The organism is Tibeticola sediminis, assembly GCF_003843835.1.
Taxonomy (GTDB): Bacteria; Pseudomonadota; Gammaproteobacteria; order Burkholderiales; family Burkholderiaceae_C; genus Tibeticola; species Tibeticola sediminis.
Map to the genome: position 1 here is coordinate 13,681 of NZ_RKQL01000001.1, position 21,769 is coordinate 35,449.

The 21,769-nt window shown below is 67.0% G+C and carries 19 protein-coding genes; 12 read left to right on the plus strand and 7 right to left on the minus strand.

The window, feature by feature from the left end:
• Positions 1-29: 29 nt before the first annotated feature.
• Both metH and EDC62_RS13200 read left to right on the plus strand, forming a co-directional pair.
• Positions 30-2,783, plus strand: a complete 2,754-nt coding sequence (gene metH, locus EDC62_RS00060; RefSeq protein ID WP_124219124.1) for a methionine synthase — start codon at positions 30-32, stop codon at positions 2,781-2,783.
• Between the two features lie 323 nt (positions 2,784-3,106).
• Positions 3,107-3,568 carry an outer membrane lipoprotein gene (locus tag EDC62_RS13200; RefSeq protein ID WP_281273771.1) on the plus strand — a complete coding sequence of 154 codons (462 nt, stop codon included), beginning with the start codon at positions 3,107-3,109 and terminating at the stop codon, positions 3,566-3,568.
• Between the two features lie 61 nt (positions 3,569-3,629).
• On the opposite strand, the gene EDC62_RS00070 is transcribed toward EDC62_RS13200, so the two are convergent.
• Positions 3,630-5,189 (minus strand): YifB family Mg chelatase-like AAA ATPase, encoded by a 1,560-nt coding sequence (locus EDC62_RS00070; protein ID WP_124219126.1) that lies wholly within the window; start codon positions 5,187-5,189, stop codon positions 3,630-3,632.
• A gap of 206 nt (positions 5,190-5,395) precedes the next feature.
• Between EDC62_RS00070 and EDC62_RS00075 the strand changes: the two genes are divergently transcribed.
• The 6 genes from EDC62_RS00075 to EDC62_RS00100 all read left to right on the plus strand — a co-directional run bounded on the left by EDC62_RS00075 (position 5,396) and on the right by EDC62_RS00100 (position 11,612).
• Positions 5,396-6,157, plus strand: a complete 762-nt coding sequence (locus EDC62_RS00075; RefSeq protein WP_124219129.1) for a TorF family putative porin — start codon at positions 5,396-5,398, stop codon at positions 6,155-6,157.
• Positions 6,158-6,178: 21 nt separating this feature from the next.
• Positions 6,179-6,517, plus strand: a complete 339-nt coding sequence (locus EDC62_RS00080; protein WP_124219130.1) for a P-II family nitrogen regulator — start codon at positions 6,179-6,181, stop codon at positions 6,515-6,517.
• 23 nt (positions 6,518-6,540) lie between these two features.
• Entirely contained in the window at positions 6,541-8,097 is a 1,557-nt protein-coding gene (locus tag EDC62_RS00085) for an ammonium transporter (RefSeq protein WP_124219132.1), read from the plus strand.
• A gap of 356 nt (positions 8,098-8,453) precedes the next feature.
• Complete coding sequence (glcE, locus tag EDC62_RS00090; RefSeq protein ID WP_124219134.1) at positions 8,454-9,575, plus strand: glycolate oxidase subunit GlcE; 1,122 nt, start codon at positions 8,454-8,456, stop codon at positions 9,573-9,575.
• Between the two features lie 11 nt (positions 9,576-9,586).
• Positions 9,587-10,864: a glycolate oxidase subunit GlcF gene (glcF, locus tag EDC62_RS00095; protein WP_124219136.1), complete on the plus strand. Its 1,278-nt coding sequence runs from the start codon at positions 9,587-9,589 to the stop codon at positions 10,862-10,864.
• Positions 10,865-10,895: 31 nt separating this feature from the next.
• Positions 10,896-11,612, plus strand: coding sequence for a ProQ/FinO family protein (locus EDC62_RS00100; RefSeq protein ID WP_124219138.1), 717 nt, complete (start codon positions 10,896-10,898; stop codon positions 11,610-11,612).
• A 12-nt stretch (positions 11,613-11,624) separates the two neighbouring features.
• Here the strand turns inward: EDC62_RS00100 and EDC62_RS00105 are convergent, their stop codons facing one another.
• Complete coding sequence (locus EDC62_RS00105; protein WP_124219140.1) at positions 11,625-12,110, minus strand: glutathione peroxidase; 486 nt, start codon at positions 12,108-12,110, stop codon at positions 11,625-11,627.
• Positions 12,111-12,293: 183 nt separating this feature from the next.
• On the opposite strand from EDC62_RS00105, the gene EDC62_RS00110 reads away from it, so the two are divergent.
• Complete coding sequence (locus EDC62_RS00110; protein WP_124219142.1) at positions 12,294-13,382, plus strand: response regulator; 1,089 nt, start codon at positions 12,294-12,296, stop codon at positions 13,380-13,382.
• A gap of 14 nt (positions 13,383-13,396) precedes the next feature.
• On the opposite strand, the gene EDC62_RS00115 is transcribed toward EDC62_RS00110, so the two are convergent.
• Positions 13,397-14,269 (minus strand): EamA family transporter, encoded by an 873-nt coding sequence (locus EDC62_RS00115; RefSeq protein ID WP_124219144.1) that lies wholly within the window; start codon positions 14,267-14,269, stop codon positions 13,397-13,399.
• Positions 14,262-15,545, minus strand: coding sequence for a lysophospholipid transporter LplT (gene lplT, locus EDC62_RS00120; protein WP_124219146.1), 1,284 nt, complete (start codon positions 15,543-15,545; stop codon positions 14,262-14,264). The genes EDC62_RS00115 and lplT overlap by 8 nt, the downstream gene beginning before the upstream one ends.
• 165 nt (positions 15,546-15,710) lie before the next feature.
• On the opposite strand from lplT, the gene alr reads away from it, so the two are divergent.
• Positions 15,711-16,829, plus strand: a complete 1,119-nt coding sequence (gene alr / locus EDC62_RS00125; protein ID WP_124219148.1) for an alanine racemase — start codon at positions 15,711-15,713, stop codon at positions 16,827-16,829.
• Between the two features lie 176 nt (positions 16,830-17,005).
• On the opposite strand, the gene EDC62_RS00130 is transcribed toward alr, so the two are convergent.
• A complete protein-coding gene (locus EDC62_RS00130) occupies positions 17,006-17,623 on the minus strand; it encodes a glutathione S-transferase C-terminal domain-containing protein (RefSeq protein ID WP_124219150.1) in 618 nt (205 codons plus the stop codon).
• 142 nt (positions 17,624-17,765) lie between these two features.
• Between EDC62_RS00130 and purB the strand changes: the two genes are divergently transcribed.
• Together purB and EDC62_RS00140 are read left to right on the plus strand one after the other, a co-directional pair.
• Entirely contained in the window at positions 17,766-19,145 is a 1,380-nt protein-coding gene (gene purB / locus EDC62_RS00135; protein WP_124219152.1) for an adenylosuccinate lyase, read from the plus strand.
• A gap of 133 nt (positions 19,146-19,278) precedes the next feature.
• Positions 19,279-19,839 (plus strand): YaeQ family protein, encoded by a 561-nt coding sequence (locus tag EDC62_RS00140; RefSeq protein ID WP_124219154.1) that lies wholly within the window; start codon positions 19,279-19,281, stop codon positions 19,837-19,839.
• Positions 19,840-19,957: 118 nt separating this feature from the next.
• Here EDC62_RS00140 and EDC62_RS00145 read toward each other — a convergent pair whose 3' ends face one another.
• Both EDC62_RS00145 and EDC62_RS00150 read right to left on the minus strand, forming a co-directional pair.
• Positions 19,958-20,383 (minus strand): DUF3717 domain-containing protein, encoded by a 426-nt coding sequence (locus EDC62_RS00145; protein WP_124219156.1) that lies wholly within the window; start codon positions 20,381-20,383, stop codon positions 19,958-19,960.
• Between the two features lie 176 nt (positions 20,384-20,559).
• Positions 20,560-21,519 carry a TerC family protein gene (locus tag EDC62_RS00150; RefSeq protein ID WP_124219158.1) on the minus strand — a complete coding sequence of 320 codons (960 nt, stop codon included), beginning with the start codon at positions 21,517-21,519 and terminating at the stop codon, positions 20,560-20,562.
• Between the last annotated feature and the right edge of the window lie 250 nt (positions 21,520-21,769).

Sequence of the window (21,769 nt, forward strand, 5' to 3'; positions counted from 1 at the left end):
GCCGCTCGGCTTTCTTTCAGGTGAGTTCCATGTCTCCATCGTCGGCCCCCTCCTCGTCGCTTGCCTCGCAGGAGGCCCCGGCCCCGCTGTGCCTTTCCGGGTTGGAGCCGCTCGTCATCGGGCCGGGTTCGCTGTTCGTGAACATTGGTGAGCGCACCAACGTCACGGGCTCCAAGGCCTTTGCGCGGCTCATCCTGGCCGGCGAGTATGAAAAAGCGCTGGCGGTGGCGCGCCAGCAGGTGGAAAACGGCGCGCAGATCATCGACGTCAACATGGACGAGGCCATGCTCGACAGCAAGGCCGCCATGGTGCGCTTCCTCAACCTCATGGCTGGCGAACCCGACATCGCGCGCGTGCCCGTGATGATCGACAGCTCCAAGTGGGAGGTGATCGAAGCCGGCCTGCAGTGCGTGCAGGGCAAAGGCATCGTCAACTCCATCTCCATGAAGGAAGGGGTCGAGGAATTCAAGCGGCAGGCGCGGCTCGTAAAGCGCTACGGCGCCGCAGCCGTGGTCATGGCGTTCGACGAGCAGGGGCAGGCCGACAGCTTTGCGCGCAAGATCGAAATTTGCGAGCGGGCCTACCGCATTCTGGTCGACGAGGTGGACTTCCCGCCCGAAGACATCATCTTCGACCCCAACATCTTCGCCATCGCCACCGGCATCGAGGAGCACAACAACTACGCGGTGGACTTCATCGAAGCGACCCGCTGGATCAAGCAAAACCTGCCCGGCGCCAAAGTCTCGGGCGGCGTGTCCAACGTCTCGTTCAGCTTCCGCGGCAATGACGCGGTGCGCGAAGCGATCCACACGGTGTTTCTCTACCACGCGATCGCCGCAGGCATGGACATGGGCATCGTCAACGCCGGCATGATCGGCGTCTACGACGAGCTCGACCCCGTGCTGCGCGAGCGCGTCGAGGACGTGGTGCTCAACCGCCGCCCCGACGCGAGCGAGCGGCTGATCGAGATCGCCGAGACCGCCAAAGGCGCGGCGCGCGACGAGGGCAAGAAGAACGAGTGGCGTGCGGGCACGGTCGAGGAGCGTCTCTCGCACGCGCTGGTGCACGGCATCACCGACTTCATCGATGCCGACACCGAGGAGGCGTACCAGGCCGTGCGCGCACGCGGCGGCCGCGCGCTCGAAGTCATCGAAGGCCCGCTGATGGCGGGCATGAATGTCGTCGGCGACCTGTTCGGCGCGGGCAAAATGTTCCTGCCCCAGGTGGTCAAGAGCGCCCGCGTGATGAAGCAAGCCGTCGCGCACCTGTTGCCCTACATCGAAGCCGAGAAGCTGCAACAGGCCGCCGCGGGCGAGAACGTGCAGGCCAAAGGCAAAATCGTCATCGCCACCGTCAAGGGCGACGTGCACGACATCGGCAAGAACATCGTGACCGTGGTTCTGCAGTGCAACAACTTCGAGGTCGTGAACATGGGCGTGATGGTGCCCTGCCACGAAATCCTCGCGCGGGCCAAGGCCGAAGGCGCCGACATCGTCGGGCTGTCGGGGCTGATCACGCCGAGCCTCGAGGAGATGCAATACGTCGCCTCCGAGATGCAAAAAGACCCGTGGTTCCGCGAACGCGGCGTGCCACTGCTCATCGGCGGGGCCACCACGAGCCGCGTGCACACGGCCGTGAAAATCGCTCCGAACTACGAAGGCCCCGTGGTCTACGTGCCCGATGCCTCGCGCAGCGTAAGCGTCGCGCAAAGCCTCATTGGCGACCAGCGGGTGCAGACCATCGCCGAACTCAACGCCGACTATGCGCGGGTACGCGCCCAGCATGCGGGAAAGAAGCAAACCCCGCTGTGGCCGATCGCGCAGGCGCGCGTGAACAAGACCGCCATCGACTGGTCGGGCTACACGCCGCCGGCGCCGAAGTTCATCGGCCGGCGCGTGTTCCGCAATGTCGATCTCACCGAGCTTGCGCGCTACATCGACTGGGGCCCGTTCTTCCAGACCTGGGATCTCGCGGGTCCCTATCCGGCCATCCTCGATGACGCGGTCGTCGGTGTAGAGGCCCGCCGTGTGTTCGCCGATGCACAAGCGATGCTCAAGCGGCTCATCGAGGGGCGCTGGCTCACGGCCAGCGGCGTGGTCGGCCTGTATCCGGCCAACAGCGTGCGCGACGACGACATCGAGATCTACACCGACGAGAGCCGCACCCAGGTCGCGCTGACCTGGTATGGATTGCGGCAGCAAGCGGCCAAGGAAGAGGTGGACGGCCGGATGCGCCCGAGCCGTTGTCTGGCCGACTTCATCGCGCCGCGTGGCGTCGCCAGCGACTACATCGGGATGTTTGCGGTCACGTCTGGCCTTGGCGCCGAGAAGAAAGAGCAGGAATTCCTCGCCGCGCACGACGACTACTCGGCCATCCTGTTCAAGGCGCTCGCCGACCGTCTGGCCGAAGCCTTCGCCGAATGGCTGCACTGGCGCGTACGCACCGACCTGTGGGGCTACGCGAGCGATGAACACTTAAGCCTCGAAGACCTCATCCGAGAGCGCTACCAAGGCATCCGTCCCGCGCCGGGCTACCCCGCTTGCCCGGACCACAGCGTCAAGCGCGGCTTGTTCGCGCTGCTGCAGTGCGATGAAATCGGCATGGGCCTCACCGAAAGCCTTGCGATGACCCCGGCTGCCAGCGTCAGCGGCTTCTATTTCAGCCACCCCGAAAGCACCTACTTCAACGTCGGCCGCATCGGCGAAGACCAACTCACCGACCTGGCCCAGCGCAGCGGCGTGGCCGTCGAAGAACTCAAACGCTGGCTGGGGCCGAATCTCTGAGAGGCTCACCGCCAGCCCCAGTGTTCGCGCCCGGGGGACCCGTTGACCCCGAACCGGCCGGCCGAAGGGTCGTTATGGCGGCGGCGAAGCCGCCCCGTGACGGCTCGCGGCCAACTTTTTTAGCGTTGCCCCAACGCCTCGGCGTCGATCACAGCTCTTACCGATGTTTACGGCGCTGGCGCGGTCGGTCGGAGACACAAACCAGGGGCGTCTCGCAAGCTCACGGTCCGGCGCGCAGGAAGGTCGAGGCAGACCCTGGCCCGCCGCCCTGCCGCGACACCGCGATGCCGCCAACGGATGAACCCCAACACGCCCTGAAACCCATGAACACCTGGAACCGCCAGCCTCTGCCCCGCCTGCTCGTCGCACTCTCGATCGGCTTTGTCGGCTCGATGGCGCTCGCGCCTCTGTCCCTGACTTGGGCTGCACCGCCGCACGCCACCCCAGCGGCCTGCCCGCATTGCGGCGTCGTGCAAGAGGTGCATCAAGAGCGCCGTAAAGGCGAAGGCGGCCTCGCCGGGGTCGCGGGCGGTGCCGTCATCGGTGGCTTACTCGGCAATCAGATCGGCGGCGGAACCGGCAAGACGCTCGCGACCATCGGCGGCGCAATCGGTGGCGCCTACGTCGGCAAAGAAGTCGAAAAGAATGTGACGGCACGCACGGTCTGGGTGACGACGGTGCGGATGCGCGACGGCACCCTGCGCCGTTACGAAACGGCCGATCCGCCGCCTTGGCAACCCGGGCAAACCGTGCGGCTCGACGGCCCGCATTTGCGCCCCTATTGAATTTAAGACAACGCTGAATGAGTTCCTGCGATGGCGCGCGAAGGACTGATTCAGCGTTGTCCTAAGACGCGGCGCGCAGCGCGCGCCGCAGTTGCATGGCCTCGGCCACATGGGCGACCTGGGTGGACTCGCTGCCCGCCAGGTCGGCAATGGTGCGGGCCACCTTGAGGGCGCGGTGGACGGAGCGGGCGCTCCAGCCCAGCCGGGCCGCCGCCGTGTTGAGGAACTTGGCCGCTGCGGCGTCGAGCCGCAGGTGTGTGTCGAGCTCCTGCCCCTGCAAAGCCTGATTGCGTTTGCCCTGGCGCTCGAGGGCGCGCTGCTGCGCGGCGATGCAGCGCGTGCGCACCACGGCGCTCGGCTCGCCCGCAGGCGCGGCGAGCAATTCGTCGGCCGGCAGCGCGGGCACTTCCACGTGCAGGTCGATGCGGTCGAGCAGCGGGCCGCTGAGCTTGCCCTGGTATCGCGCGACTTGGTCGGGGGTGCAGCGGCAATGGCGCACGCTCGACCCGAGCCAGCCGCAGGGGCAAGGGTTCATGGCCGCGATCAGCTGAAAGCGCGCGGGAAACTCAGCGCGGCGGGCCGCGCGTGCGATGCGGATCTGCCCGGTCTCCAGCGGCTCGCGCAGCGCTTCGAGGGCGGCGCGCGGAAATTCCGGCAACTCATCGAGAAACAACACCCCCTGGTGCGCGAGTGAAATCTCCCCAGGGCGTGGCGGCGAGCCACCACCCACCAGCGCCACCGCGCTCGCGGTATGGTGCGGCGCCGCAGTGGGCCGCTGCCCCCAACGCTCGAGCGCGAAGCGTCCGGCCAAACTGAGCACGGCCGCACTCTCGAGCGCTTCGTCGACCGTCATGGGGGGCAGCAAGCCGGCAAAGCGCTGTGCCAGCATGGACTTGCCCGAGCCTGGCGGCCCAACCAGCAACACGCTGTGGCCACCGGCTGCGGCGATCTCCAATGCACGCCGTGCCGCCGCTTGGCCCTTGACGTCAGCCAGGTCGAGGTAGGCTGCAGCCGCCACCGCGGGGCTGGCCTGCACGCGGCACCAGCCCTCGGCCGCTTCGGGCGCGGCGGGGTCTGTGCCTTCGGCATGGGACTGGGCGTCCGCAGGACGGAAGCGGCGTACCACGTCGAGCAGGTGCCGCGCGCGGAACACCTCGGCGCCGGGCACCAGGGCGGCCTCCTCGGCGCTGCCGGGCGGCAACACCAAGCGGGCCGGCACCTGTTGACGATGCAGCGCCAGGCTCATGGCGAGCGCGCCGCGCACCGGGCGCAGTTCGCCGGAGAGCGAAAGCTCGCCCGCGAATTCATGGCCGGCGAGCCGCGCGGCGTCGATCTGGCCGCTGGCGGCGAGGATGCCCAGCGCGATCGGCAGATCGAAACGGCCCGAGTCCTTGGGCAGATCGGCGGGGGCGAGGTTCACCGTGATGCGCTTGTTGTTCGGGAATTCGAGGCCAGCGTTCTGCAAGGCTGAACGCACCCGCTCCCGCGCTTCCTTGACCTCGACATCGGCCAGCCCCACCAAGGTGAAGCTCGGCAAGCCGTTGGCCAGATGAACTTCGACGGTCACCGCCGCCGCGTCGAGGCCGAGTAAGGCCCGGCTTTGCACCAAAGCAAGACTCATCGGACGCAGGCCCCGTTTTGGGGCGCAAAACATCCGCCGCATCGCCAGCGGATGCACCGAATCGAGGCGCACTGTTGATTCATACAGTCATATTAGCCCAATCGCGCCCGATAGGGGCGCGAATGTTGGCTTTCTGCGACCTGGCACGGCTTGTGCTCATACGACCGCGAGCCCTTTCTTTTTCACGCCCCTCTCAGGAGTTCATCATGATGCAACGCACCCTTCCGCTGGTTCTCGCTTCCGCCGCGACGCTGCTCGCCGCCACCCCGGCCTTCGCGCAGGCCACCGCCCCCGCGCCGGAGTACACGCTCGGCTACAACGTGGGCGTCGTGACGGACTATCGTTACCGCGGCATCTCGCAGTCGCGCCTCGACCCGGCGCTGCAAGGCGGCATCGACTTCAGCCACAAGAGCGGGTTCTACGTCGGCGCCTGGGCCTCGACGATCAAGTGGATCAAGGACGCGGGCGCCAGCAAGGGTTCGATGGAACTCGACCTCTATGCCGGCTACAAGGGCGAGATCGCCAAGGACCTCGGCTTCGACGTGGGCTATCTGCGCTATGAATATCCGAGCAACAAGCTCAAGGATGTCACCGGCGCGAATGCCAACACCGACGAGCTTTACGGCGCGCTGACCTACGGCATGTTCACGGCCAAGTATTCGCACAGCGTCTCCAACCTGTTCGGCACGCCCAACAGCAAGAACAGCGGCTACCTCGACCTGAGCGCTGCCGTCGACCTGGGCAACGGCATGACGCTCACCCCGCACGTGGGCCACCAGCGCATCAAGAACTTCAGCGCCGGTTCGTACACCGACTGGTCGCTGACCTTGGCGAAGGATTTCGGCAATGGCCTCACCGGCACCGTGGCCGCCGTGGGCACCGACGCCGACAAGACGGTTTATTTCACGCCCAGCGGCAAGTTCACGGGCCGCAACGCCCTGGTGCTGGGCCTGAAGTACAGCTTCTGACCTGCCCCCACCGGAGGACCCATGAAACTCATCATCGCCATCATCAAGCCCTTCAAGCTCGACGAGGTGCGCGAAGCGCTCTCGGGCATCGGCGTGCAGGGCATCACGGTCACCGAAGTCAAAGGCTTCGGACGCCAGAAAGGCCACACCGAGCTCTACCGCGGTGCCGAATACGTCGTCGACTTTCTGCCCAAGGTCAAGGTCGAAGCCGCCGTGCCCGAAGCCTTGGTCGACCGCGCCATCGAAGCCATTGAAGGTGCGGCACGCACCGGCCGCATCGGCGACGGAAAGATCTTCATCTCCGCGCTCGAGCAGGTCATCCGCATCCGCACCGGTGAGACGGGCGAAGGCGCCCTTTGAAACCCTGATCTGAGGACACTCCCATGAAACGATTACTCGCCTCCCTCACCCTGGGCTTGGGTCTGCTGCTCGGTGCAACGGCTTGGGCGCAAACACCCGCAGCCCCGGCCAGCCCGGTGGCAGCGGCTTCGGCCGAGACACCTGCCGCAGAAGCCAAGCCCGCCGATGCGCCGGCTGCCGCTGCAGCCCCCGCCGCTGCGGCCGCACCCGCGGCAGCCGCAGCCGAAGCCAAGGCACCCGCGCCCGTACCCAACAAGGGCGACACCGCCTGGATGATGGTGGCCACGCTGCTCGTCATCATGATGACGGTGCCCGGCCTGGCGCTGTTCTACGGCGGCCTGGTGCGCAGCAAGAACATGCTGTCGGTGCTGATGCAGGTGATGGTCACCTTCTCGCTGATCGTGGTGCTGTGGTTCATCTACGGCTATAGCCTCGCGTTCACCGAGGGCAGCGCCTACATCGGCGGCTTCGACCGGCTGTTCATGAAAGGCGTCTGGGACAACACCACGGGCACATTTGCCAATGCCGCCACATTCAGCAAGGGCGTGGTGATTCCGGAAATCGTGTTCGCTGCATTCCAGGCCACCTTCGCCGGCATCACCTGCGCGCTGATCGTGGGCTCGTTCGCCGAGCGCATGAAGTTCTCCGCCGTGCTGCTGTTCATGGCGATCTGGTTCACCTTCAGCTATGCGCCGATCGCGCACATGGTCTGGTTCTGGATGGGGCCGGATGCCTACACAGCGGCCGACGCCGTCGACAGCCTCAATGCCAAGGCGGGCCTGATCTGGCAGTGGGGTGCGCTCGACTTTGCGGGCGGCACCGTGGTGCACATCAACGCCGCGGTGGCGGGCCTGGTCGGGGCCTTCATGGTGGGTAAGCGCATGGGCTACGGCAAAGAGGCGATGGCGCCGCACAGCCTGACGCTGACCATGGTGGGCGCCTCGCTGCTGTGGGTGGGCTGGTTCGGCTTCAACGCTGGCTCCGCCCTGGAAGCCAACGGCACCGCGGCACTGGCTTTCATCAACACCTTCGGGGCGACGGCCGCCGCCGTGCTCGCCTGGTGCGCGGGTGAGGCGCTGATGCGCGGCAAAGCCTCGATGCTGGGTGCCGCTTCGGGTGCCGTCGCAGGCCTCGTGGCGATCACGCCGGCCGCGGGCAACGTCGGTATCGGCGGCGCGCTGATCATCGGCCTGTTGGCAGGCTTTGCCGGGCTGTGGGGCGTCAATGGCCTCAAGAAACTGCTGGGCGCGGACGACTCGCTCGACGTGTTCGGCGTGCATGGGGTCTGCGGCATCCTGGGTGCTCTGCTCACCGGTGTGTTCAACAGCCCGGCGCTCGGCGGCCCCGGCTTTGTGGCCGACTGGGTCACGGGCACCGTCGTGACGGCAGCCGACTACTCGATCGCAAGTCAGGTGTGGACGCAGGCCAAGGCCGTGCTGCTGACCGTGGTCTGGTCCGGCGTCGTGTCCTTCGTGGCCTACAAGATCGTGGACCTCACCATCGGCCTGCGGGTGTCGGAAGAAGAGGAGCGCGAGGGTCTGGACATCACAGCGCACGGCGAAACCGCCTACAACCGTTGAGGCGACGCTGAATCAGTTCCCGCGATGGCGCGCGAGCGGCCGCGGGATGGGATGCGAGGCGCAAACCGCAGTCATAGCCGCAGCTATGGCGAGGATTTGTAACGACGCAGACCGCCCGCAGCCGGGATGCGCAACGCGCGAGGGACTTGTTCAGCGTTGCCTTGATCCCCTCGGCCGCAGTGGCACCCTGCCCCGCTGCGGCCTGTCGATCTCCCGGCAGGTTGTCTCCTCAAGGTTTTGGCCCGCTTCGGCGGGCCTTTTTTCGTTCGCTGCATCGCCATCGATTCCAAAAAGGCGCACGACCACGGTTCAAAAAATTCAGCTCCAGCGCCGGTCGCCCCCGTACCATAGGCGACATGGTCCACCCTGAGCTCGACAACCTGATCCATGCCGTCCGCGAGGCGGCTGCACGACGCACACCGCTCGCCATCGTCGGTGGCGGCACCAAGGCCAGCCGCATGCCCGCGCCGGCCGGACGAACCGCACTCGACCTGCGCCCTTTGAGCGGCATCGTTTCGTATGAGCCGACCGAGCTGGTCGTGAGCGTGCTCGGCGGCACACCGCTCGAGACGGTCGAAGCGACGCTTGCCGAGCGCGGGCAGTACCTGCCGTTCGAGCCGCCGCGCTTTGCCCCCAGCGGCACGGTGGGCGGCATGGTCGCCGCGGGCTTGAGCGGCCCGGCCCGCGCGAACGTGGGCGCCGTGCGCGACTATGTGCTCGGGGTGCAGATGATCAACGGCCAAGGCGAACTGCTGCGCTTTGGCGGCACGGTGATGAAGAACGTCGCAGGCTATGACGTCTCGCGGCTGCTCGCCGGCAGTTGGGGCAGCCTCGGCATCCTGGCCGAGGTCAGCCTCAAGGTCCTGCCGACGCCGCCGGCGGAGGCGACGCTCGCGCTCGAACTCACCCAGGCCGACGCCCTCGAGCAGCTCCACCGTTGGGGCGCGCAGCCGCTGCCGCTCAACGCCAGCGTCTGGCGACTCGATGCCAGCGGGCATGGGCAGTTGTGGCTGCGGCTTCGGGGCGCCAGTGCCGCCGTCGAATCGGCCTGCCGAAGCATCGGCGGCGAACGCATCGCGCCGGACGTGGCGGCTGAATTCTGGACCTCGATTCGGGACCAGAACCACGCTTGGTTCGCGCAGCGGGATGCCGCTCTTGCGCTTTGGCGGCTCTCGCTGCCCCAAACCGCACCCGAGACGCCGCACGTCCCAGGCCAAGCCGGCCCCGCGCTGATCGAGTGGCACGGTGCCCAGCGCTGGGTGCTCGCCCCCCTGCAAGCCGGCGGCGCGCTGCGCGACATCGCCCATCGGCTGGGCGGACACGCTACGCTATCCATAGCACCAGAAGACCAATTCGTGCTGGCGAATGAGCGTTTTGAGCCTCTAAGCCCCCCGCTGGATCGCATCCACCGCCGCATCAAGGAAGCGTTCGACCCAGCGGGCATCTTCAACCCTGGACCGATGGCCGCCCCGGTCTGAGAGGCTGCACCATGCAAACCCAACTGGCCCCTCAATACGCCGCCACCCCCGAAGGCCGCGAGGCCGAGGCGATCCTGCGCAAATGCGTGCATTGCGGCTTCTGCACCGCGACCTGCCCGACCTACCAGTTGCTCGGCGACGAGCTCGACGGCCCGCGCGGCCGCATCTACCTCATCAAGCAAGTCCTCGAAGGCGCGGCACCCACGCGCAAAACCCAGCTGCACCTCGACCGCTGCCTGACCTGTCGCAACTGCGAGAGCACCTGCCCGAGCGGCGTGCAATACGGGCATCTCGTCGACATTGGGCGACAGATCGTGGAAGAACAGGTGCCGCGGCCCACGGGCGAGCGGCTGTTGCGCTGGGCGCTCAAGGAAGGCCTGACCTCACCCCTGTTTGGCCCAGCGATGAAGCTCGGCCAGCGGGTACGCGGCCTGTTGCCCGCAACGCTCAAGGCCAAGGTGCCAGCGCCGCAGGACGCGGGTGCCTGGCCGACACGGGAGCACCCGCGCAAAGTGCTGATGCTCGCCGGTTGTGTGCAACCGGCGATGCAGCCCAACATCAACAGCGCCACCGCGCGCGTGCTCGACGCCTGCGGCATCCAGACGCTCATCGCGCGTGAAGCGGGCTGCTGCGGCGCGGTGAAGTTCCACCTCAACGACCAACAAGGAGGCCTCGCGCACATGCGGGCCAACATCGATGCCTGGTGGCCGCAGGTCGAAGCCGGCAGCGTCGAAGCCATCGTCATGAATGCCTCGGGCTGCGGCGTGACCGTCAAGGAATATGGGCATCACCTACAGCACGACCCGGCCTACGCGGAGCGCGCCGCGCGCATCAGCGCCCTCACGCGCGACTTGTCCGAACTGCTGCCCGAAATGGTCGCGCTCCTGAGCGAGCGCGCGCCGCAGGCGGTGGCGGGTATCCGCGCCGCTGCGCCGCGCTTGGCCTACCACCCGCCCTGCACACTGCAGCACGGGCAACAGCTCAAAGGTGGCGTCGAGACGCATTTGACGGCGCTGGGCTTCCAGGTCGAGCTGCCAGCGGAATCGCATCTGTGCTGTGGCTCGGCGGGAACCTACAGCGTGCTTCAGCCCGAACTGTCGCTGCAGCTGCGCGACCGCAAACTGGCCCGGCTCGCCGCCGTGCCGGCCGAGACCATCGTCAGCGCGAACATCGGCTGCATCACGCACCTGCAGGCCGCAGCGCCCGTGCCGGTGCGGCATTGGGTCGAAGTCCTCGACGAATGGCTGGCGCGCCCGGCATCGCGGGCGGACGCAGACCTTCTGGCATGATCGCAGCCCCGATGCAACGACGACCCGCCCCATGACTGAAGTTTCTGCCACGCCCCGCTCGTCCACCGCCCAGGAGCCGGTCTCGAGCACGCCAACAGCCGCGCGCAGCGGGTCGCGCAAGCCCAGGCGTGGTGCGGCACCACGACGTCATCCGCTGCTGGAACAGCTCGCTGCGTGGCACCCGGCCGTCTTCGGGCCGGTGGCCCGGCCGCTCAAGCGGGGGATCTTTCACGACCTGATGCGCCTGCACCCGGAGCTCTCCGCACCCGAACTCAAAGCGGCGCTCGCGCTGCACACGCGCAGCACGCGCTACCTGCGGGCCGTCGCTTCGGGGGCGCCGCGCCTCGACCTCGATGGCAGCTTTGCCGAGGCGACCGCACCGGAACATCAGATCCATGCGCTGCTCGAGTGCGTGCGACGCGCCACCGGACGCGAGCCCGAAGGTGATGCGACGGCCAAACTTCATCGTCAGCTCGTCGAGATCATCGAAGCTTCGGGGCGGACCACCCTCGAGGGCTGGGACGAACTGCGTGGAAAGTCGGAGGCCGAACAGGCGGCCCTCGAAGCCGCCTTGGCCGAAGTCAGTCAGCGAGCGGCCCGGGACGAGGCGCTGCTGCGCGCCTTCGAAGCCAGCGCCGCCACCCTCGCCGACTTTGCCGACATGTACGGACTGACGCTCGACGAGGCGGGCACCACCATCAGCCGCGCCCGGCAACGCCGTCAGCAGCGCACAGCCAACGCTGAATAAGCGCCGCGCGCCTCACGCAGCCAAAGCCGCCTCGATGTCGCGCTCCAGCGTCTCGGGCGCGTCGGTCGGCGCGTAGCGCCGGATCACCTGCCCGTCTTTGCCGACCAGGAACTTCGTGAAGTTCCACTTGATCGCGCGGCTTCCAAGCAAACCAGGGGCCTGCTCCTTGAGCCATTCGAACAGCGGATGCGCGTTCGGCCCATTGACCTCGACCTTGGCCATCATCGGAAAGGTCACGCCAAAGTTGCGCGTGCAAAAGGTCGCGATTTCCTCGGCCGAACCCGGGTCCTGTCCGCCAAATTGGTTGCAGGGAAAACCCAGCACCACGAAGCCCTTGGGACCATATTTTTCGTAGAGCCGCTGCAGTCCTGCGAACTGCGGCGTGAATCCACAAGCGCTGGCCGTATTGACGACCAACACCACTTGACCCGCGTAGCGGGAGAGAGGGATGCGTTCTCCGTTGATCGATTCGACCTCGAAATCCGTCAGCTTCGTCATGTCGATGAGCCTTTCCTGTGGGGTTGAGGGCAACGCTGAACCGCCGCTTGCCGCTCCTCGGGCGACGAGTTCGGCCTGGCCTGAGCGCTGATTCGGGAGATTGTTCACGAAAGTGCGCTGGCTTGGACGGCAAACCGCGCAATGACCCTGGACAAGCCTTGGCCCATGCGAATAATGAGTCGCATGGATCCCACCCGTCTGGCCCTCGTCGGCCTTGCCCCCATCGACCGCCTACCCCTCATCGCGCTGATGCACCACAACCGGGCCTTTGCGCTGGCACCGAGCCTGGCCGAAGCCGACCTGATCGTGGTCAACGGCGACGATCCAGCCACGCTGCACTCGGTCGAGCGCGAACTCCACGCCCTCCAATCCGTCCTGCTGATCGGCGGGACGCCGCACGGCCGCTGGCCGGTTCTGCGTCGCCCCCTGACGATCGAAAGCCTCGAGGCGGTGCTGAAAGAATTCGGGCCCGCGGATGCGCAAGCGGAACTGCGCACCGAAGAAACCCGCGCCATCACCCTTTGGGATGAGTTGCCCGAGCCCCCGTCCGCCGGGCACGCCGACTCGGGCTCTCAGCGCGCCTTCCTGGCCACGCAGCCCTTCGCCCCCTTGTCCCACTCGGGAGAACCAGCCACCGACACGCGCGCGCCGGAATCGGGCTTTCCAGCGACGCGCCCGTTCTCGCCCTCCGAGGTCGACGCGATCGAGCCGAACCCGTCCGCCCCAGCAGCGAGCGTCTCGGCCGACCGCATCGACGAAGCCAGCCTGCTCCTGTGGCGCGAGGCTCAAGCCGCGCCCGCTGGCACGCCCGCCCGGGCGGGCCCGATCCGCCTCACGCTACCCGAACTCGCGCAGACGGCAACCGCGGATACAGCCCCCGAACCCGCCACTGCCGAGCCGACCCGGCGCCGCATCGTGTTCGGCGGAGCCGCCCGTCTCGCGCAAAGCGCGCTCGCCAAGAGCCTCGAGCGGGCCGGTTATGCCGTGTGCGTCGCCGGTGATGGCGTGGCCTTGCAGCACCAGATCGACCAGGGTGGACCAGAGGCCCTCCTGCTCGATGAAGCCTTTTTCGGGAGCCGCGTTTTCGGCCTGTGCCGTCAGCTGCGCCGGGGCTCATCCCGGGCGACGATGCCGCTCCTGGTGTTTTCCGATCGGCGCGCACCGCTGCGGGCTTGGCTCGCGCGCGCCATGGGCTGCGACGCCTGGCTGGCGCTGCCGGGTGATTTGCCGCAGCTTAAACGCTGGCTCAAAGCGGCGGCTGCAGCCCGTTGAACCTAAGGCAAGACTCAAACCGCCCGAGGCCGCACCCATGCGGCCACCGCGGCGGCCAGCACGAGCGCCCCGCCCAGCAAGGTTCGCGCCTCCCAAGCGGCTGCATGGAGCCAGAGGGCCGAAGCGCTCGCAAACACCACTTCCGAGAGCATGATGAGCGCCGTGGCTTGCGCCGGCAGCCGCGCGGCACCGTATTGCAACGCCGCATTGCCTGCGAGCAGGCCCACCCCCAAGGCCAGGGCCCATGGTGCAGCGGCACGCACGCCCTCGAACGACGCAGGAACCACCGCTGAGCCGAGCGCTGCCGCCGACAGCGCGGCCACGAGCGTTCCGCCGAAAAACATCGAAAACGCCCGCAAGTCGTCGGGCTGCGAGCGCCAGCGCAGCAACAAGACGTTGGTCAAAGCAAAGCTCGCGCCGCCCAGAATGGCCAGCACATCCGACAGACTCGACGGCAGAGGCCATGGTGCTTCGGGCGGCTTCAAGACGAGCACCACGCCCGCCAGGGCCAGCAGCAGGCGGGCCAGCGCCCATCGGTCCGGCCTCTCCCCCAGCAGCCACCAAGCGAACAGAATCGACCATGCCGGCATGAGATAGAACAGCAACACGACGCGAACCACGTCGCCCACCGTCACCGCCCAGTTGAAACAGGCGTTGGTCAGGCCAGACGCGAGCGCCAGCCACCCCAGCGAGCGGTTGCGGACCAAGCCCGCGAGCAGGCCGGGCCGCCAGAGCAGCAAGCCCGCAACGATGGCGCCATAAACGAGCGCCGTGGCGGCCAATGGATGCCAGCCCCGTTCATACAGGGTCCGGAACGGCAGCCACGAAAGCCCCCAGACGAGCGCGTTGAACAGCAGCGCCGCGGCCGCGCGGCCGCGTTCATCCATGAAGTTTGTCGCAGCGAGCCATGGCCATCAGGCGCGCCACCTCCTCGGGGTGTTCACGGAGATTGCGCGCGTGCCAGCGGTAGATGAGCCACATGTTGCCGGCGACCACCAGCCCAAAGCCGGTGATGGCGCCGAACGCCGAAAGACCCAGCCCGGTGAACAGGCTATAGAGCGCCCCCATGCCCAGGATCGCCGCCTGCTCGTTGAAGTTTTGCACGGCGATCGAGCGGCCCGCGCCCATGAGGTTGTGTCCACGGTGCTGCAGCAAAGCATTCATCGGAACCACCATGAAGCCGCCCAAGCCGCCCAGCACGATCAAGAAGGGCACCGCCACCCAGACATTCGTGATGAAGTTCATCGCAATCACGAGCACGCCCATCAGGATGCCCAAAGGCATGACCCGCGGCGCCATCTCCAGCCGGCAACGCAGCGAAGCGGCCACGGCGCCGACCGCCGTGCCGATGGCCACCACACCGACGAGTGCCGAGGCTTGGGTCGTGCCGTAGCCGAGCGCCGCAGCAGCCCAGGCCAGCACGATGTAGCGCAGGTTGCCCGAGACGCCCCAAAACAGCGTGGTCGTCGCCAGCGAAATCTGGCCGAGCTTGTCGCGCCACAACAGCAGGTTGCAACGCCAGAAATCGGGCAGCAACATCAAGCTGCGCTGCGGCATGGGACGCATGGCCACGCCCGTGCGGGGGATGCGCGTGTTGAACCAGGCGGCCAAGGCGTAAAAGCCGATGAGCACCGCGATCGCGGCCTGCGCGGGCGTGTCGATTCCGGTGTCGATCAGCGGCAGGTCCACGCGCAGCAGCAGCCCCGAGATGTGCGGCCCGACGAGTTGGCCGCCGACCAGCACGCCGAGGATGATCGAAGCAATCGTCAGGCCCTCGATCCAGCCGTTGGCCTTGACGAGCTGGGATGCCGGCAGCAACTCGGTCAAGATGCCGTACTTCGCCGGGGAATAGGCTGCAGCGCCCAAGCCCACGACCGCATAGGCCAGCAAAGGGTGCGAGCCAAACAGCATCATCAGGCAACCGAGGACCTTGACCCCGTTGCTGAGAAACATGACCTGGCCTTTGGGGCGCGCGTCGGCGAAGGCACCCACGAAGGGCGCAAGAATGACGTAGAAGAGCGCAAACATCGGCACCAGGGCCGCGCGTTGCCACTCGGCTCCGCCGCTGGTCTTGAGCAGTTCCACGGCCGCAACGAACAAAGCGTTGTCCGCCAGCGAACTGAAAAACTGCGCCGCCATGATGGTGTAAAAGCCGCGCTTCATGAGCTCCTGCGTCCTGCGCACCAGCGGCGCTGATGCCTGCATCGATCGGGGGTGAGGACAGATGCGCCCTGGGCTGGAGGCCCTGCGTCTGCCGGAAAACGACGCCGGGTTATATCACGCACCCCGAATCGATCGCCCCGCGCGCGGTGCCAAAATCCGTACGCCATGCCACGCCCCATCTCAGCCACCATTCACACCGAAGCCCTGCGGCACAACTTCGCACGCGCACGCCTCGCAGCCGGCGACGCCCGCGTCTGGGCCGTCGTCAAAGCCAACGCCTACGGCCATGGAATCGAGCGCGTCTACGAAGGGCTACGCGCCGCCGACGGCTTTGCCTTGCTCGACCTCGACGAGGCCGAGCGGGTGCGCGCTTTGGGGTGGCGCGGCCCCATCTTGCTGCTCGAAGGGGTGTTCGAGCCGCGCGATCTGGAGCTGTGCTCGCGCCTGGACCTCTGGCATGTCGTGCACTGCGAGGCCCAGATCGACATGCTGGCGATGCACAAGACGCAGCGCCCGCACCGGGTGTTTTTGAAAATGAATTCCGGCATGAACCGCCTCGGGTTCAAACCCGCGCGCTACCGCGGGGCCTGGACACGCCTTAACGCGCTGCCCCAGGTCGAGGAAATCACGCTCATGACGCATTTCAGCGATGCTGACGGCCCGCGCGGCATCGCTGAGCAAATCGCGGTCTTCGCCGCCGTCACGGCCGACCTGCCCGGCGAGCGCAGCCTATCGAACAGCGCGGCGCTGCTGCGCCATTCGGGCGACGCACTCGTCACCCATGCGGGGCGCCTTGCGGTGGTGGCCGACTGGGTGCGCCCGGGGATCGCGGTTTATGGAAGCGCGCCGGATCATCCCGAGCACGGCATCGTCCATTGGGGCCTGCAACCGACGATGACGCTCGCCACGCGCCTGATTGCCACGCAAGACCTCGTGGCGGGCGACAGCGTGGGCTATGGCTCGACCTTCACCGCACCCCAGCCCATGCGCATCGGCATTGCCGCCTGCGGCTACGCGGACGGCTATCCGCGCCTGTGCCCGACCGGAACGCCGGTGCTGGTAGACGGGGTCCGCTGCCGCACGGTCGGTCGGGTCAGCATGGACATGCTGGCCATCGACCTCGGCCCCGTGCCCGAGGCAGGCCTGGGCAGTGAAGTCACGCTCTGGGGACGGTCGAGCCGCGGCACCTGGCTGCCGATCGACGAAGTGGCTGCCGCCGCGGGCACGGTCGGCTACGAACTGATGTGCGCCTTGGCGCCGCGCGTGCCCACGCAGGCGGCTTAGGGCAACGCTGAACAAGTCCCACGCGCGTCGCGCATCCCGGCTGCGGGCGGTCTGCGTCGTTGCAAATCCTCGCCATAGCTGCAGCTATGGCTGCGGTTTGCGCCTCGCATCCCATCCCGCGGCCAGGCGCGCGCCATCACGGGGACTTATTCAGCGTTGCCCTAGGGCATACCTCATCAGCACGGCGGGCGGGTATCGATGAAACTCGGCCGCTGCATGAGCTTGTCGTAGAGCTTGTGCAGGTTGGGATAGTCTGAGCGCCAGGTCATTTCCGGGAAGCGGAAATCCAGGTAGCCGAGCGCACAGCCGGCCGCGATGTCCGACAGGCTCAAGTGCACCCCGCTGCAGTAGGGCTTGTCCCCGAGCCCCAGGCTCATGGCCTTGAGCGCCGCGCGGACCTTGCCCAGCTGGCGCTCGATCCATGCGGCGCTGCGCTGCGCGTCGGTGCGGCCGGGCCAGGTGGCTTCGAGGCGCGCGAGGATGGCGGCGTCGAGCAGCCCGTCGGCCAGCGCCTCCCAGGTCTTGACTTCGGCGCGCTCGCGGCCATTGGGCGGAATGAGCTTGCCGACGGGCGAGAGCGTGTCGAGGTATTCGACGATGACGCGCGAATCGAATACGGCCTCACCCCCTTCCATGACGAGGCAGGGCACTTTGCCCAGCGGGTTGTAGTCGTGGATGTGCGTCTCGGCCGACCAGACATCCTCGGTGACGAGCTGATAGTCCAGTTTTTTCTCCGCCATGACGATACGCACCTTACGGACGTAGGGGCTGGTGAGGGATCCGATGAGTTTCATGTCGCTCGCTTCGTTCGGTCGCTGGGGTTGGCTGCGGCAGGGCTGCTGCGTTCGGCCGGTCCATTCTAGCCAGCGAACCTGCGCCGGGCTGACGGGGCGCGCGCCGCCGGGGTCGAGGGCGGCGGTGCCTACAATTGGGCCCATGAATCTCGAACCCGTGACCGCCCTGTCGCCGCTCGACGGCCGCTATGCCGAAAAGCTCTCTGCCCTGCGCCCCCTCATGAGCGAGCAGGGCTATATGCACCGCCGCGTTCAGGTCGAAGTGGCGTGGTTCATTGCGCTGTCCGACGCCGGGTTCGCCGAGTTCAAGCCACTCTCGCCCGGCGCGCGCACCTATCTGCTGGGCCTGGTGAAGAATTTTTCGACCGCCGATGCGCTGGCGATCAAGGAGATCGAGAAGACCACCAACCATGACGTCAAGGCGGTCGAATATTGGCTCAAGTCCAAGTTCGAGGCCCGCCCCGAGCTCGAGCGCGCCGCGGAGTTCGTGCATTTCGCCTGCACCAGCGAGGACATCAACAACACCGCGCATGCGCTGCAGTTGCGCTGCGCGCGCGATCTGGTGCTGCTGCCTGCGCTCGACCGCATCCTGTTCAAGCTGCGCGAGCTGGCGCATGCCTACGCCGAAGTGCCCATGCTCAGCCGCACCCACGGCCAAACGGCCAGTCCCACCACCGTCGGCAAGGAGCTGGCGAACGTGGCGGTGCGGCTGCACGCGGCGATCGAGCGCATTGCCGGCGTGAAGATCCTCGCCAAGATGAACGGCGCCGTGGGCAACTACAACGCGCACCTGGCGGCCTGGCCGGACTTCGACTGGGAGGCGTTCAGCCGCAAGGTGGTCGAAACCCCCGAGCCGCTGGGCCTGGGGCTGAACTTCCAGCCCTACAGCATCCAGATCGAGCCGCACGACTACATGGCCGAGCTGTTCGATGCCGTGGCGCGCGCCGACACCATCCTGATCGACCTCGCGCGCGACATCTGGGGCTATGTGAGCCTGGGCTACTTCAAGCAAAAGCTCAAAGCGGGCGAAATCGGCTCCTCGACCATGCCGCACAAGGTCAACCCGATCGACTTCGAGAATGCCGAGGGCAATCTCGGACTGGCCAACGCCTTGCTGCGCCACCTCTCCGAGAAGCTGCCCATCTCGCGCTGGCAGCGCGACCTGACCGACTCCACGGTGCTGCGCAACATGGGCGTGGCGCTGGGCTATGCGGTGCTGGCCTACCAGTCGCTGCTCACCGGCCTGAACAAGCTCGAACTCAACGAGGAGGCGCTGGCGGCCGACCTCGACGCCTCGTGGGAGGTGCTCGCCGAGCCCATCCAGACGGTCATGCGCCGCTTCGGTGTGCCGGGCGCCTACGAAAAGCTCAAGGAAGTCACCCGCGGCAAGACCGTCACGGCCGAGGCACTGCACGCGCTGATCCGCTCGCTCGACATTCCCGAGGCCGAGAAGGCGCGGCTGCTCGCGCTCACGCCCGCGCGCTACGTGGGCAAGGCGGCCGAGCTGGCGCGGCGGGTCTGAGAGGCTGAGCGAGCGACCGCGGCGCCAGCGCGGGCCAGGACGGCCTCGCCCGGCTGTTTTTCTGACTAATTTCGCAGTACCCCAGCGCCATCCGGTGGGTTGTTGCTCCTTTTTTTGAACCGGCGAGTCTGCCATGGCGCTCAAATCCACCATCTTCAAGGCGCAGGTCGCCGTGGCCGACATCGACCACGGCTACTACGCCGACCATGCGCTGACACTGGCGCGGCACCCGAGCGAAACCGACGAGCGCATGATGGTGCGGCTGGCCGCGCTCGCGCTCAACGCCTGGCAGCTGCAGGCGCTGAGCCACGGCGACGGCACGCTGGCTTTTGGCGCGGGGCTCTCCGACCCGGACGACCCCGATGTGTCGCTGACGGACTTCACCGGCCGCAAGCGCCTGTGGATCGAGGTCGGCCAGCCCGAGGACAAGCCGCTCGTCAAGGCCTGCCAAAAAGCCGATGCGGTCGTCGTCTATGCGTTTGCACCGGCCGCCGAGGTCTGGTGGCGCGGCATCGAAGGCAAGCTCGCGCGGCTCGACCGGCTGCAGGTCTGGCGCCTGGACGCGCTGGCCGTGCGTGCGCTCGGCGCGCTCGCGCAGCGCAGCATGCAGCTGCAGGCCACGGTGCAGGAGGACGCCCTCGCGCTCTCGGACGGCGCCCATCACGTCGAACTCGCGCTCACGCGCTGGAAGTGAACGATGCGGCCGCCCGTGGCCTGCTGAATGCGCCCGCAGCAGCCGCAAGGGCAGCCTGGGCACCGGTTTTCGAGGATTTCTGGCCGTACCCCAGCGCCAAACGGTCAGATAAAGCTACTTATTTTGGAGCACTCGCACCGCCAGCAACCGCCCGCTCGGCGTAGCGGTTGAAGCGCCAGGCGCTGCCCTCGGCGCTGATGCGGCGCCAGACGGCGCGCTTTTGCGCTGGCGAGAAAGCCGGCCAGTGCTGCACCTCGTCGAAGCTGCGGCCGCAGCCTTTGCACACCGCATCCCCCTGGCTGGTCGAGCAGATCGCAATGCACGGTGTGTCCGGCGTGGTCTCGTACCAGGCCAGCCATGCATCCCAGGCCTCGGCGCTGAAAGCCTCGGGCGGCACGGTGGTCGCGCGCGCCCAGACGAGACGTCCATAAAGTTCGGCCAGCGCCTGCAGCGGCGGCGCGAGGCTCAGACCGTCACCGGCCGGCGCGCGCTCCCGCCACCAGTTGATCGCGGCTTCGAGGTCGGCGATGTGAATCTCGGCCATGGTTTTCGATTTTAGGGCGACGCTGAATCAGTTCCCGCGATGGCGCGTGCCCGGCCGCGGGATGGGATGCAAGGCGCAAACCGCAGCCATAGCCGAAGCTATGGCGAGGATTTGCAACGAAGCGGACCGCCCGCAGCCGGGATGCGCGGCGCGCGAGGGACTGGTTCAGCGTTGCCTTAGGCAGCCGGCTTGGTCCCGGCTCCCCGCAGGCTCAGCAGCATCGCGCCGATGAGGATGCTCACCACCACGCCGAGTGACAGCCAGATCGGAATCTGGATGAAATCGACGATCAGCATCTTGGTGCCGATGAACACCAGGATCAGCGCCAAACCGTAACTCAGCAGGTGAAAGCGCGCCGCCACGGCCGCGAGCAGAAAGTACATCGCGCGCAGCCCCAGAACCGCAAACACGTTGCTGGTCAGCACGATGAAGGGGTCGGTGGTGATGGCAAAAATCGCGGGAATCGAATCCACCGCGAACACCACGTCGGTCAACGCGACGAGCGCCACCACCATCAACAAGGGCGTGGCCACGCGGACGCCGTTTTCCCGGGTCCAGAAGCGCTCGCCGTCGTACTGCGCGCTGACGGGCAACACGCGTTTGAGCAGCCGCAGCGCCGGGTTGTCTTCCAGCGCGGGCTCTTCACCCGCGGCACGCCACATCTTCACCCCGGTGATCAGCAGGAACGCGCCAAACACATAGAGCACCCAGTGAAATTGGGCCAGCAGCCAAGCGCCGAGCAGAATCATCACCGCGCGCAGCGCAATGGCGCCGAGCACGCCGATCATCAGCACCCGCTTCTGATACGCCGCGGGCACCGCGAAGTAGCTGAAGATCATCAGAAACACAAAAATGTTGTCCACCGCCAGGCTCTTTTCGAGCAAATAGCCGGTGAAAAACTCGAGCGCACGGGCCGTGGCAAACGCAGAGTCGCCACTGGTGTGCCACAGCGCCGCCCATAGCAGCGCGTTGAAGGCGAAACTCACGCCGACCCAGATCAGCGACCAGTTCAGCGCCTGGCGAAAGCCGGTGTCGCGCGGTCCATCGCGTTTGAGGACGGAAAAATCGATCCAGAGGGCGACGATGACGATCGCGACGAACAGGGCCCAAAGCCACAGGGGTGCTACGGTTTGCATGCAAGACCTCGATACAGGGTGAAACCAACCCCGGCGCGAGCCAGGGATAAGGGCAACGCTGAACCAGTCCCTCGCGCGCCGCGCATCCCGGCTGCGGGCGGTCTGCGTCGTTGCAAATCCTCGCCATAGCTGCGGCTATGACTGCGGTTTGCGCCTCGCATCCCATCCCGCGGCCGGGCACGCGCCATCGCGGGAACTGATTCAGCGTTGCCTAAGCACCAAAAGGTCTTGCGGGAGGCTTCAGACTCTG